Raw genomic sequence first — 15042 nt, forward strand, 5'->3', positions numbered from 1 at the left:
GCCGAAATTAATTTGACCACGGTTAAAATCTCAAATGGAATAAAATTATGCGTATTAAAAGAGTCTCAGAACCATTTAAGCACTTGGCTGGTAAGTCTTTTAAGTTAGTTTGTATAGATTTGAATAAGGAAAGTTCAAACCAAAAACCCACAGTGCCATTGAACAATGTGGTGAATTTTCCTATTTCCCAAAAGTGTAAGAATTTCAAAAAGGATTAGAACTTTTTCCTAACCTTCTGAACCGAAATAAAAATGGGAGCGTCCGCTCCCATTTTTATGTCTCAATTTGTTAATTTCAATTTACCAAGCGCACAGCCACTTCATTGAGGTGAGCATGTTGCACTCATTAAATTCCATACTGCGTTTTTAGGCTTTTGACTCGTGCGATGGTATTTTCATCCGTAAAAGTGCGCTCCACAAGCTTTCTTCTCGCTAAGCTGTTGTTACCACTTGCCAGTAATACTTCTACATAATTAAGATAGATCTCGTTATTCTCCATCGAATCATTTATCACACGGTCATAATATTTTAAGGCTTCCTCATACTTTTCCTGTTTCATCAAAGCTTGCGCCAAGGTGTCCACCGCATCAGGGTTGTTAGGATGTTGTTCAACCGCCTGCTTCGCATATTTTTCGGCTTCTTTTAAACGTCCATTTTGCGCATACAAATAAGCCAAGTTATTCAGTACAACAAAGTTATTTGGGTTTAACTCTAAGGTTTTCTCATAAGTGGCGATGGCTTTTTCTTCATCACCGCTTATTTGACGTTCTGCAACCATCATTTTCACCGCAATATCATTGGGATACTTTTCAGCATGTTTTTGCAGCAGCGCGAGCGCTTGAGATTTTTGATCAAGTCGTTCTAGATTCACCGCAAGCAACACTGCATTTCGACTATTGGGTATTGCTTCATATACGGCTTCAGAATTAACCAGAGCATCGGCATATTCTTGGTCGGACATTTGAATGCGGGCTTTGAAGCCTTTGACTACAGGCAATTGTTGAGTGGCTTCTGGTAACTTTGCAAGCGCGGCCTTAGCTTCTTCAAACTGTCTGGACATAACTAAGAAATGTGTTCTCAACACCTCTACACTTAAATCATCACGAGCTTCAAGAAAACGACTGCTTAGTTTGGCACCTTCGGCGAAATCTCCTTTGGCATCAAGCAATAGCATTTTACCTAAGTTGGCATCTCTACTATTTGGATAACTGGCAAGCCATTTATCATAATGTTGATTGGCATCTGCTATACCGCCAATTCCAAGCAAAGCTTTACCTTTTAAATTCCAAAAAGATGAAGGTATAGAATCATTCTCAGGGATACTCTCAAGGGTTGTTAAAACCTGATTCCAATCTTGTTCAGTTAAATACATTCGAGCTACTACCAGCTTCAAGTCTGTATTTTGCGGTTCATTTCGTAGAGCTGTTAACGCCGGCTGCATACCTTTGGCACTTTCTTTCAATTGACGATGAGAAAGGTAATAGGATGCTAAAGCGGGTATAAAGCTTGGTTTCTTAGATAAAATAGCCAGTAATTTTTCATGCCCGGAATCACGATTACCTTTGGCTATGTCTAAGTTGGCAATAGCTAGCTTTATCAAACCATTTTCAGGATCTAGCGCTTCGGCCTTCTTATACATAGCCAATGCACTATCAAAATCACTTTGCTTAATCGCCAGTTCTCCGGCGAGCATATAGGCTTTAAAGTCTTCTGGATTAGAGGCAATCCATTCGTCAGCAAGTTCTTGTGCCTTATCGAATTGTCGAGTTGCAAGGTACGCATTTGCTAAGGTTGCTCTTGTTACATCCATATCTGGACTTTGTTCAAGCGCATTTTCTAAGTCTATGATGCCGCTGACATCATTTAATGAGAGTCTTAATACGCCCAATCTAGTTAGGTCTTCCGCAGAACGGCTTATCTCTGCTGAGCGTGCAACGACTTCTTTGGCATCGATTAGATTGCCAGCACGAATTAACTCGTATCCGGCTTTGGAAAACAGCTTAGCATCTTGCTCGGTCACTTCACTGAACATTTCCAATACATTGCTAGCATCTTCAGATAACCCCAGCTCCAATTGACTGGCCGCCAACATTTTTAGCGCTGGATGGTTAGCTGGCAAAGAACTGGCAATATAAGACAAGTGAGTATTCGCCGCTTCATAGTCTTTGAGCACGTATGCCGCATGCCCTGCAATCAATCTCAAAACTGGGTCACCGCGACCACTTTGAATTGCTTTTTCAGCATATTTTTGCGCGTTTTCATGCTCGTTTTTGGCTGCACTGACGACGCTTTTCAATTGATTAAGTAAGGCATTATCTTGGTTGATCGCTAATAATTGATCAATGTATGGTTCTGCTTGGGTAATTTTTCCGTTATCAACTAAAAGTTTTGCTAAGACAAATACAATCTGTGTATCTTCTGGATATAACGCTAAGTACTTTTCATATACCTCAGCTGCTTTATCAGCCTGTTGAGTACGTAAATACAATTGACCTTGCAACTTAAGTACATCGGCATTTTCAGGATACTTTTGCGCCAACGAATCGGTTTTATTTATCGCTTCGTCGATATTTTGATTTAACACTAAACCAAAGACTTCAACTAATCCGCTATAAACAGTATCAGCGTTAATGGTACTAAGTTGTTCTAATAATAATTTCGCATCTGCTTCTTTTCCTAATTGGGCCAGCGACTGCAATTTAAAGAAGCCCACTTCTATCTCTTGCTCAGGTGTCATCCCTGCTTCTGAGTGGTCAATTTCACTCAATTCTGCATAAGCACCGGAATTTTGATAGGCCTGAGATAATAAAGGAATGACGTCTGAAGCAGGTTGACCATATTCTAATGCTCGATTTAGTTCTTTTTCTGCACTTTCATATTGTTTTTGTCTTAAGTACACTTTTCCAAGTTCGAAACGCGCTTTAGGATTTTTAGGGTCAGCTTGAACGGCACTTTTCAGTTCAATAACTGCAGAATTAAATTTATTCTGTTCAACGAATTCTTGCGCGGACGTTAAGTGTTCCTCACTTGTTTTTTGAGTGCATCCTAGAATGAGGCTAACGCTAAATGCTATTAGTAATGTTCTCATATTGTTAACTCTTCCTTAATGTCGAATTAGCTCTATGCTACAAGGCTTGTTATTTTTTTAACAGTAAGTTTTTGTTTAAAAACGCCTAGACTAACACTGATTTTATTAAAATTATGCCTCTTATGTTAATTCACCGTTAACTACCAGTTAAAAAACCAAAAAATATCACCTGAAATGAGACCTTTGTTGGCTTAAAATAAGGTTATCTAATATACTACGCCTTTAAACAATACCGGCCTTTAGGCACTTTTCAAGATTGCCTGTTTAGCTGTAATTAGCTGATGTCAGTTAATTACTTATCCGGTAACCAGGGATCATGAATGACCAGTACGACAGATATAACATTTAAAGAACTTAATCTACCTGAAGCACTCTTGCAAGCGATTGAAAAAGTGGGCTATGAAAAGCCTTCTCCAATTCAAGCTGAGAGTATACCGTTAATATTACAAGGGCATGACCTTCTTGGCCAAGCACAAACAGGTACAGGTAAAACCGGTGCGTTTGCACTTCCTATGTTGGCCAATCTAGACATTGACGCAGATTACACTCAACTATTAGTTTTAGCGCCTACCCGCGAATTAGCTATCCAAGTAGCAGAAGCGTTTCAAGTGTATGCTAGCTTTTCGAAAAAAATCCGCGTTCTACCTATCTATGGTGGCCAATCTTACGACAATCAAATTCGTCAGTTAAAACGTGGCGTTCAGGTAGTGGTAGGTACGCCAGGGCGTGTTATTGACCATATTAAACGCGGCACGCTTAAACTAGACAAATTACGCTTCTTGGTACTAGATGAAGCCGATGAAATGTTGCGTATGGGATTCATTGACGACGTGGAATGGATTTTAAGCCACGCGCCAGCGACTCGCCAAACTGCGCTTTTCTCAGCGACAATGCCAGCGCCAATTAAGAAAATAACTGAACGTTATTTGAATAATCCTAAACATGTAAAAATTGCGTCCAAAGTGAGTACCGCAAGTACCATTAGACAGCGTTTTTGTCAGGTTGCTGGACATCATAAGTTAGAAGCCTTAACCCGTATCATGGAAGTGGAAGAATTTGATGGTGTCATCATTTTCGTACGTACCAAAACCGCTACCGTAGAATTAGCTGATAAATTATCAGCCCGTGGTTACGATGTTGAACCATTAAATGGTGACATCGCGCAAAACGCACGAGAAAGAACGGTTGATCGCCTTAAACAAGGTAAAATTGATATTCTTGTGGCCACCGACGTAGTAGCCCGTGGATTGGACGTTGAGCGTGTCAGCCACGTTATCAACTACGATGTTCCCTATGATACCGAATCTTACGTACACAGAATTGGTCGTACCGGTCGTGCGGGACGCCAAGGCGATGCGATTTTATTTATTTCACATCGTGAAAAGCGCATGTTGTTCTCTATCGAGAAAGCAACCAAACAAAGCATTGAACAGATGCCGATTCCATCGATTTCAGAAATCAATGAAACTCGACTATCTCGTTTTAAAACCAGCGTAATCGAAGCCATTCAAGATGATTCAATTGAGAGCTTAATTCCAATTGTTGAATCAATTCAAAAAGAAACTGAAGCAGCTCCAGAGAAAATCATGGCCGCTTTAGCTAAAATTGCGCAAGGTGATGAGCCATTAATTCTTAAAGAAGGCGACCGCCCTGACTTAAATGCAAAACCTGCTTATAATGATCGGGAAAGAGCACCTCGTAGCGGCGGCAGAGAACGTGGTTCAAGAGATGATCGTGGACCAAAACGTAGCCGCAGCAGCAAACCCGATGAAGGTATGCAACGTTATAGAATTGATGTTGGTCATACACACGGTGCCAAGCCTGGTAATATCGTTGGAGCTATAGCTAACGAAGCAAATATTAGCAGTAAAAATATTGGTGCTATTGAAATATTTGATAACTTCAGTACCGTTGATTTGCCAAAAGGCATGCCGGCTAACACTTTTGGTGTACTTGAAAAGACACGTGTAGCAGGACAGCGTTTAGCCATTCGTGAGTGGAGCGAAGAGCCACCGAAACGTAAATCACGGAAATTCGATAAACGATAAAATATCAAACCCGCTCACAAGGCGGGTTTTTTGATTCAAATTCTAAATAACCAAAAGAACTATCAATTAGCTTTTAATACTTTTGTTCTATATGGATTTTCACGCAGAATCTATTTCTCAACTACTACTATAGGCAACCGATATGCGTTATTTCCCCATTTTTATTGATACTCAAAAGTTAAACTGCTTAGTAGTAGGAGCAGGGGAAGTGGCTGCCCGTAAAATAGAATTGCTACTTAAAAGCGAAGCAAAAATTACAGTAGTAGCACCTTGGATGTGTAACACAGTAGCGCAGTTTGCAGAACAAGGCTTAATCACCGTCATTTCAAGAGAATTTAGCCATGACGATATTACGCAGCGAGACCTGATTTTTGTGGCAACCGATAGCAGCGAAGTGAACCAACAAGTTCATAAACTGGCTAGTGATGCCAATATTTTAGTTAATGTGGTTGATAACACACCTTTGTGCAAGTTTATCACCCCGTCGATTATCGACCGTTCGCCAATTGTGATCGCCATGAGCAGTGGTGGCGTTGCACCGGTTTTATTACGCTATTTACGCCAAAAGTTAGAATCTTACATCCCGCAAAAAACAGCTCGTTTAGGGCAATTTTCAGAAAAGTTTAGAGAGTTGGTAAAGCAGAAATTATCGACGGTAACTGCCCGTAGGTTTTTTTGGGAAGATATCCTTGATGGTCCTGTAGCAGAGCAGGTGTTTAACGGTAATCAACAAAAAGCAGAGGCGTTATTTGCCGAGTCATTGGAAAACCACCAGCAAAAGAAAGTCCATGGTGAAGTTTACTTAGTAGGTGCGGGTCCTGGTGATCCAGATTTGCTTACCTTCAAAGCCCTGCGGTTAATGCAAAAAGCGGATGTTGTGGTCTACGATAGATTGGTGTCCAAAGAAGTTCTAGAGTTGGTGCGTCGAGATGCTGAAAAGATTTATGTGGGGAAAGCTAAAAGCCAACATACTCTGCCCCAGCAAGACATAAACGTTTTACTTGCCGATTTAGCCGCAGAAGGAAAACGAGTGGTTCGACTCAAAGGCGGAGACCCTTTTATTTTTGGACGTGGTGGAGAAGAGATTGAGACCCTAGTGAGTCGTAATATTGCATTCCAAGTGGTGCCGGGGATCACCGCAGCAACAGGGGCGGCAAGTTATGCAGGAATCCCGTTAACCCATCGCGACCATGCGCAATCAGTAGTATTCGCAACCGGCCATTTAAAAGACAATACTATTGATTTAGATTGGCCTGCTTTAGTACAAAAAAATCAAACTATCGTTTTTTATATGGGGATAACTGGCCTAACTATTATCCGTGACAAGCTCATTGAACATGGTATGCCCAAAGATATGCCAATAGCGATGGTGCAATCTGCCACCACTGATAAACAAAAAGTTGTGACAGGCAGTTTAGCTACCATTCAAGAGCTTGCCGCAGCAGCTGACATTAAACCACCTTCACTTATCATTATTGGCACAGTAGTTACCCTGCGAGACAAACTAAATTGGTTTCTTACTGAACAAACAACAAAATAATCTCAGAATTCGTTGCCCATAAATTTAACCTCAACTCTGAAATTCGCTACTATGCTTAAGACAAAGAGACGGTGAATTCCAATGAAACGATTATTAGTAAGTTTGTGTGTATTATTTTCTGCAGCCTCGATATTTGCGGTTGACGCGCAACAGTTACAATTTAACCAATCTTCTGATGGAGAAAACGTCGTTTTCAACTATCAATGGATTGACCAGTCAAACCAAACTAAGACGTTGGAATTTTCACTCGACAAATCTGCAGCCCAAGATCAGTATCAAAATCAAACCGTATTTAAACCAGAAATTGCTCAGCGCTATGTTTACATTGAACTGATGAAACAGGCCCAAAGGGTCGATCCTAAAGAAGCCCGCGTCCTCATTCAGCAACGCGGTAATCGTTTAGAGATTGAAGTGACTAGCCGATATCAAGAAATGCTAGACAAGTGGAAATCACTTATGTCTGAAAAGCAAGATAGTGCATTTGATGATTATTTATTTGCAAACCACTACACTCGCTTCGTCAACCATTTGGGACAAGAAGGCGTCATTCCCGACCATATTCGTTATATCCAGGAAAGCAGAGAAATTTTACTGCCCGCAGCTCAAGCTATATACGAGCAATTAGAACAAGGAAGTGACACGCGAACATACGTGAACTTGATGCTAGGCTGGATTCAAACAATTCCCTACAACGAATTGACTAGTCGCATAGATTCCAACGGCGCGGGATTCTTCACACCGATAGAGGTGCTCAATAACAATAAAGGAGATTGCGATAGCAAAGCCACATTAACAGCCTCCTTGATGCGCTCTTTGCTGCCAGATCTCAGCATGGCAATGGTCTACCTGCCCAATCATGCTCTTCTAGCCGTAAACTTGGGCGAGCGTCCAGACGAAAAAGCCATCGATATTCGTGGTGCCCTACATGTTTTAATTGAACCGACAGGGCCTGCAATGGTGAGCATTGGAAAAATTTCAGATGACACCGCCAGACATATTGCAAATGGCACTTTTCGAGTTGTGCCAATCCCTTAGCTGTGAATCAGTTAGAAACCACTCAAGCACACATTCGGCTTATTATTGAAACCCAATAATCTATACCAATACGAGATTTACTTGGCTCTTTACGTTGCAGGTAAACGTGATAAATAAAAACGAATAAAAAAAGAGATGTGAAAACATCTCTTTTTAATTAATCTAGTGACTGTTTGAGTAAACTAGTTCTATAAATTCTCTTCCGCAAATTCAGCCAAACGGCTACGCACAACGCCATCTAGGTTGATAGTTGCACTACCTGAGAAATCTTTGAATTTCTCCACCAAATAAGTTAATCCTGAAGTAACTGCACTTAGGTAATTACTATCAATTTGCGCCAAGTTTCCGCCGCAAATCAGCTTAGTGCCCTCTCCGCATCGGGTTATGATGGTTTTTAGTTGAGAAGCTGTGAGGTTCTGTGATTCGTCTAAAATCACCCCCGAAGTGCTACCTTACTATCATACCCCTAAGAAACTTGATTAAAAAAGTTTTTACAAATAAGATATTATTAGAGGTGAATTGATATGGTAGTACTAACAAAATCTAAAATAATAAAAACAGAGGTCAATTTGGGAAAAGGGATGTCTTTTCACCTAGATCAATCTGGGCAACCTATTAACACTGAAGAGGGCATCAGAACTCATTCATACCGTCATGATAAAGTAGAGCCTAATTTCTCTCTACTTTATCACCCAGATCGTATTACCGAATGCCAAGAAATGAACTTGTTCTTAATGCACCGATTCGAAGGTCACTTCTGCCTCAAGAAGAACATAAAAGAGAGCGAAGCTTTCAGTGATGCTTACTATGCAAGTCAACCGGGAAAAAAGTTAGACGTAAAAACTGTTCATAGTATAGCTAAGCATTTAAAAGCCTTTTTAGACTGGTTAGTCAAAGATGGAGCTTCTTACTTTGAAGTCATAGCAGCCCCACTCTCTAGACAATCCGTAGACGATGATATTTCACAATTGCCTGTTTGGCGCTATCACAAATACTTATGTGATCGAGTAGCCACTAATGATAAAACCAAACGGCTAAGTTACAACACGGCTCAAGAGCGAATAAGAGCTGTAAAAACATTTTATATTTGGAGTCATAAACGAGGCGCTATAGATAGCCTTCCTTTTTCACTTGAATATAAGCAAGTACGTATAAAATCCAAAGCTAAGCCTAGTGAAAGCTCGTTGTTTCAATTACCAACTAGCACAACACGTTCAGGTGGTTTATGGGAATGGGTCAGTAACCTGAGCATTCCTAGAACAATAAAACAAAAAGAAGATTCACCTGACAAAGAGCTTCAACCATACTCACCGCAAGAACTTAAACAGCTATTACAGACAGTTACTGCACAAAGGAATTCTTACAAAATCTACTTACAGTGTGCGCTATTGGGTGGATTACGTTCCTTTGAAGTCTCTGCAATTGACCAGAGTGATATTTTTGATCCAGACAAAATAGAAAACAAAAAACGCATCCCGAAATTAAACATTGTTCGCAAGGGGCATAAACCTGTAAGACTGACAATAGCCAGAGTATTGATGAAGCTTTTATATCTTCACACTCTGCTGCCAGAGAACAAGAAGCATCGTACAAAACACGAAACCACATACGGTATGAACAATAGCGAACATCCGCTCCCTTTGTTTATGAATAGCTCAGGAGAACGGATAAATGAAGAAACACCGGGAAACACTATATCCATTGTCAGAAAAGAGCAAAGAGAGCGGGAATTAGAAATACTATCGCGCACATTTCATGATTTACGCGCTACTTTCGCAACCTATATAGCCAAATACCTAATAGAGAAGGGTGAATCCGAAAGTTCGATTCGGCAGATATTGATGACATTGATGAGCCATGAGAGCTTCAAAACCACCAAGCGTTACATCGATTTTGCTAAGAGCGTTGGTGGCGACTCAAACGGTGCAATGTCTGAGTGGGTTCAAGACATCTACGGTGACGTTGATGAACTTCTATTGCGTGAGGCTGAAAATGCTACAGCAAATTAAAAAGCGTAAATCCAATCGCATTCCAGCTAGGTTCATCCCTTACTCAACTGTTCTAGCCGAACAGTTAGAAGAGCTATTTAATAGAGCGTATGACAAAGCAAACAACATTAGCACAGGAGACGACACTGCAATTTCAATGAGTCGCTTGCGGAATGCCTGTGTCAGTTTACAGCACATTCTTCCACTCGTGCTAAATAAAGTAAGTGCTGATACAGCGACATCAATTCAAACTTCGGGATTAAATGCTCTATTAGACTTTGAAACTTGGAAAGAATTAGAATACTTCTGCGTTAATGAAATAAACAATGTCAAGTTACCTACTTGGGCTACGCGTATAGAAGAAGCTCTAGAAAACCTCGCTCAATTTCACCTTAAAAACAACAAAATCAACGCCCCATTTAGGCTAACTAATGAATCTATTTCAATTGATATTATCAAATTGCACGCACTAAAATTTCATCAGTTTAAAGAGGTTCGTGAATCACTAAAGGGATATCTAGATTATCTTGTATTACCTGAGTTAAATATTAAAGACTCTACAATTAGAGACAACATTCTCAAAACATCTGCGGCTATTATAAGCCTTTTTCAGCACGATAGCCTTAAAGAAGCTGAACGCGCCAAACTACCTTTGGTAGAAATATTACAAGATAGAGCATTTATTTCACCATTTATAATCAATCACAATTTCCGCACTTTTTTAAAATTTTTATTACCAGACGTATGGGGAATAGTTAGAGGTAATCACCTTAGAACTGAAGCCGAAGTTATGAAGTGCGCTCATAGAGTATCCCCAAATTTTGGCGCAGAAGTGGATGCTTTTTTGAAGAACCAATTGGCAAACACTCCAGAAGCCCAAAAATTTAGAGTTAGATCTGTGACTTTAACTTTTCCAAGATGGTTACATAATAGTGGTAATGTTGCTTACCCAATAGTCGAGTTACTCCGTGAGTATGGCATTTCAGGGCTAGTAACAAATGACCATCAAGGATTTAAATACCTTTGTAAACTATACCAAGAGGAAAGTACTCAAAATAAAAGGCAGTTTATACTGGTACTAAACGCTGCGTTAGATCTTTACCATTTCATAACTGGCGAAAAAATTGTTAAAGATAGTTTATTGCCGTACTCATTGGGGTACTACTTCAAAGAGAGTAATACTACGGAATGGCAGAAACATGAATGGGTATATGATAATGCTCATAAATTTTATCAAAATCTAGTCGAATACCATGACGTTTTTACAAAGCGCATTGATGGTGAAAGCATAAATATTAGCACTCTCAAGAGCTACATAGGCAGTATGGCTTCGGTATTAAAATACACCTCGTCATCACTAACTGAAGGACAAATGAAACTCATTGCAACTAATGGGATTCACGCTTTTGTAGAAAATGATTTTGAAATATTAAAAGCTGTAAGAGAAGGTATCCAGCTAAAATCAAAACAAGACGATTTATCGATTTTTTTAGCTAAACATTATCAGAGTGCAGTTGATAAGCTACTGACCTTTTATGGTCTAGATACAATAATCAGCTTTCCTGTTAGCACTGAGTTAAGAGCACAACACCAGAACCAACTTTCGCAAAATCAAGACAAACTATACTCGTACAAAGAAGCCGTCAAACTAGCCTATTTTATCGAAAAAGGACTTTCTGACACCTTACTAGCAACTAAAGATAAAGTTACGCTGTATGCAGCAAAAGTCATATTGAAAACAGGCTGGAACCTAACCCCTACCCTAGAACTAGATACTAACGACTTATTTTTCTTAGATGCGCCACTACATTTAAGCAAAACACCTGCTATTCGCTTGTTTAAACGCAGAGCTGACTATCAAACTCAATGGCATAAATTCAAGATAGATTATAAAGACTTAGAAAAAGAAGGAGTATTGACTGGTTACAAAGTTGCTCCTGTTATTTTTGACATTAAATCCGCGATAAAGCTAACTACCTCATACCATCCCTCTATTCAGGAGTTATCCCAAAGAGTTTTTGTATATCCCCAAACAAATAGTATTGGAAAAGAAGATGTACTAGTTTTAACAGTTGGTCGTTTCTCAATGAATATAGCGAGGATTTTATCTAATCTCGGTTGTGACATCTCGTTTAATTCACAAAAGGTCAGAAAAACAGGTCTTAATTATATATATCGGAAGGTCTCTAAAGAATTCAAGTGGTATCAAAAAGCAGGCAAACACTCTTATGAAACATTCTTACGTCATTATTTAATGCAGGATAACAAAGATGTTGCAATGACAATCAATAGAGCGACAAAAACAATGGCCGACTATTTTGTTCGCGATGTTTCCGACAATGTAATTATTTTGCTGACTCCACCAGACGACGGTAAAAAAGTCCCTAATGGCGTATGCGTCAATTCTAAAGATGAATCAGCAGTAAAAGCATTCGAATCGCAAAACAGAAAATTATTAGACCAGCGAGGAGCAGACGAACGAGCATGTGCAGATTTTAACGCATGTCTTTGGTGTCCGTTTTATCGCTGTGTTGCTGACGCACTGCATGTATGGAAGCTATTGTCATATCGGGACTTTGTTGTTGCTGATATGGAAAACTCTGCCGCAACATTTGACACTATTACTGAGCAATTGGAAAACATCGAGCAATTAAAAAGTCGAGTAAATAAAGTACTAAATGATATTTCGAAGCTAAATGCACAGGCAGTCATTGATGGAAAAGATCTATTGAGAACTGCGGGTCTACACCCTCATTGGAAAGACACAGGTTTGCTATGACAACAGAGATAACTAAAACAATACTATTAGACCATGCTGTAGGTAAAACACATAAAGGGCACATCACTATAAAACCTTTAGCTCAAGTATTGGAAGGTCTTAAAGTTAGTGACTCTAGCGAGTTCATTAATATCCCTTTGTGGGAAAACAAAGCATTAAATATTGCCAAGCATGGCACGGTTCATTTTGGTGATAAGACATGGCATAGTTATGAAGAAGCACAAAGAAATGTCACTTTTAGCGGTGAAGATGAACTAACGTATCAAATTCGTATTTATTCACTACTTAAGCTCACACATGGTGATGTCGTAGGGGGGAAGCCCCTTAAAATGTCTACACTCCAAAATGATGTAACCTATTTAAACTTAATAGCTGATTTCATCAGAGAGAGAGGTTACCACTCCTTTCATGAATTAGAATTTAAATCTGATTTAGTTATCAGAAACTTGATTAAAGACTATCTATATGAAATTGCTAAGATAGCATTATATAACCAAAGTCACTCATTTACTAAGCTATTTGATGTAAGAAGAAGCTTCAAGTTATTTGGTCCCAAAGTGTGTAGTATTTTCTTTAATGTACTTGAGCATTTAAATAACCTTCATCATCCGAGACCTGTAACATACTCACATCCTGTCATTCCTACTAAAGTAATGAAGAATATTTTAAAGTTTACAGCCAAAGTGGTTGAAAGCTTGAAAGAAAAAATCGACCGATGGCTCGAATTAAATGCACGTTTAATTGAGAGTTTACATGGAGGCTTGATAGAACCTCCTCCAAAAAATGACACATTCGAGCTAATCGCAAAGCACATCAGAAACTTGCCTCATGAAGAAGAATTCTTTCAATTATCTGAAGAATTGGAATATTTAAAGTTAGCCACGTATATCAACATTCTAGCCTATACAGGTATGAGGTATAACGAGGCGCTCACTTGTAAGATTGGTTGTGCCAATCATAAAGGTGATATTTACTACTTAACGGCAACAATGACCAAAACTGACAACAGTAAGGTCGAGATGGAGTGGTTTTCAAACGCTGAAGTATATGAGTCTATTGAATTATATGAAAAATATGTAATAGGTATGCAAGAACGAGCACAAGCTGTCCTTTCCTCATGCAGAGCCAATATTAAAAACAGTCAAGCCCACAATTTAAAGGAGGGGTTGAAGAAAAATCGACTCTTTGGTGTTTCACATAGTAGCGGCAGTGTTAGCTTTAGTAACTCTGGAAGATTTACAAAGTTCGAAATCAAAAATAGCGAACACGCTGAGCTTTTTAATTTAACAGTAGATAATGAAGACATAGCTGAGCTTGAGCGCCTTGAATCTAACTATAAAGCAATTAGAGGTGATAAAAGAGGAGTTCCTTACGAAGAAGGAGAAACACTAAGACTAACAGCCCACATGTTTCGACATACATTAGCGTATTTTGTCATAGCAAATAAGTTAGGCGAGCTTGATGACATTAGATATCAATTTAAACATTTAACTAGTCTAATGACATTCGTATACACGCGAAGAGCATTTTTAGCTTCAACAACTTTAATTAAAACTACAGAAGAATTTAGTGAGATTTTAATCGAGCGTGTAGCTGAAGAATTAATTGATGAAGCAGAGTCACAATCTTTGAAAGGTGGTGCTGGTGAACAAATTAATAAAACTTCAAAAGATCTCATAATAGGAATTACAGATAGTCAAAACAAAGATTCAAATGTCATCAAGCAGATCCATTTCAGTTCTATAGAAGAACTGAAAAAATTCCTTGTGAAAAATATTCAAAACATTCGCGGCTTGCCTACAGGTTACTGTACGGCAGGAGAAGGCTGTAAGATAAAAGGAGTGGGAATCCCTAGTGGGTGCGTTTATTGCGGAAGTAAAATAATCAGTAAACGCCATAAGGTGAATTGGCAAATAATAAAAAAAGAGGCAACTGACAAACTAGAGGCATATGCTGCATCATCCAAAGAGGAGCAAGAAGAGTACGAGCTATTTGCTATTCACTGGAAAAACAACATAGCAGCAGCCGATTATGTACTTGATGACGCATATAAGAATAACAAAGGGGCACGAGCATGAGTAGCGCTTACGACGATATCAAACGAGCCCTTGATGAAATGGAGTCAGATGGTAGCAAAATTACCAAAAATGCTGTTGCTACTAGAGCAAAAAGGAATATTGCAAATCTGTCGAAAATAGAAGAAAAATGGATAAACTTACGAGTAGAGATCGAAGATGCTCAAACAAGGTGGGAGGAAAAAAAGGAAGAAACTAACAAGGATGAATTAATCCAGCAGCTCAAAGCCCACGTATCTAATCTCAAAAGTAAACTGGCAAACGAAAAGCATAAAAGTGATATTGATCCAAAAGTTTATGACAAAAAAATAGAGAAATTTCTGGTATTACTGCAAGAAATGTATGCAGAGATAGATAAGCTAAAACTAATAAATGCAGATTTACAAAATCAACTAGTTCACTCAGGGCAACAGAGAGAAATAAGAATGGATGAATCTACAGGAGAAATTATTGAATTAATTTCAAGTACGAAGCGTAATGAATGAATTTT

Annotated in this window: 8 protein-coding genes and 1 pseudogene; 7 read left to right on the forward strand and 2 right to left on the reverse strand. The window is 39.0% G+C overall.

What is annotated here, in order from left to right; genetic code table 11:
- Positions 1-345 precede the first annotated feature (345 nt).
- On the reverse strand, positions 346-3087 hold the full coding sequence (gene prsT, locus KO530_RS13580) for an XrtA/PEP-CTERM system TPR-repeat protein PrsT (RefSeq protein WP_216048982.1): 2742 nt from the start codon (positions 3085-3087) through the stop codon (positions 346-348).
- Between the two features lie 320 nt (positions 3088-3407).
- Between prsT and KO530_RS13585 the strand changes: the two genes are divergently transcribed.
- From KO530_RS13585 to KO530_RS13595, 3 genes are all read left to right on the forward strand, one after another.
- The gene (locus KO530_RS13585) at positions 3408-5135 is read left to right on the forward strand and encodes a DEAD/DEAH box helicase (RefSeq protein WP_216048983.1); all 1728 of its coding nucleotides are present in this window, start codon (positions 3408-3410) and stop codon (positions 5133-5135) included.
- Between the two features lie 142 nt (positions 5136-5277).
- On the forward strand, positions 5278-6675 hold the full coding sequence (gene cysG, locus KO530_RS13590; RefSeq protein WP_216048984.1) for a siroheme synthase CysG: 1398 nt from the start codon (positions 5278-5280) through the stop codon (positions 6673-6675).
- A gap of 81 nt (positions 6676-6756) precedes the next feature.
- Positions 6757-7710, forward strand: coding sequence for a hypothetical protein (locus KO530_RS13595; protein WP_216048985.1), 954 nt, complete (start codon positions 6757-6759; stop codon positions 7708-7710).
- A gap of 188 nt (positions 7711-7898) precedes the next feature.
- Here KO530_RS13595 and KO530_RS13600 read toward each other — a convergent pair.
- Positions 7899-8147: pseudogene (locus KO530_RS13600) on the reverse strand (PhoH family protein); the annotation flags it as partial.
- Positions 8148-8291: 144 nt separating this feature from the next.
- Between KO530_RS13600 and KO530_RS13605 the strand changes: the two are divergent.
- The 4 genes from KO530_RS13605 to KO530_RS13620 all read left to right on the forward strand — a co-directional run bounded on the left by KO530_RS13605 (position 8292) and on the right by KO530_RS13620 (position 15037).
- On the forward strand, positions 8292-9719 hold the full coding sequence (locus KO530_RS13605) for a tyrosine-type recombinase/integrase (RefSeq protein ID WP_252729256.1): 1428 nt from the start codon (positions 8292-8294) through the stop codon (positions 9717-9719).
- A gap of 187 nt (positions 9720-9906) precedes the next feature.
- The gene (locus KO530_RS13610) at positions 9907-12477 is read left to right on the forward strand and encodes a hypothetical protein (protein ID WP_303500493.1); all 2571 of its coding nucleotides are present in this window, start codon (positions 9907-9909) and stop codon (positions 12475-12477) included.
- Positions 12474-14555: a tyrosine-type recombinase/integrase gene (locus KO530_RS13615; protein ID WP_216048989.1), complete on the forward strand. Its 2082-nt coding sequence runs from the start codon at positions 12474-12476 to the stop codon at positions 14553-14555. The genes KO530_RS13610 and KO530_RS13615 overlap by 4 nt, the downstream gene beginning before the upstream one ends.
- Positions 14552-15037, forward strand: a complete 486-nt coding sequence (locus KO530_RS13620) for a hypothetical protein (protein WP_216048990.1) — start codon at positions 14552-14554, stop codon at positions 15035-15037. Before KO530_RS13615 ends, KO530_RS13620 begins: the two co-directional genes overlap by 4 nt.
- Positions 15038-15042 lie beyond the last annotated feature (5 nt).

The sequence above is a fragment of the Aliiglaciecola lipolytica genome, assembly GCF_018860635.1.
GTDB lineage: Bacteria > Pseudomonadota > Gammaproteobacteria > Enterobacterales > Alteromonadaceae > Aliiglaciecola > Aliiglaciecola lipolytica_A.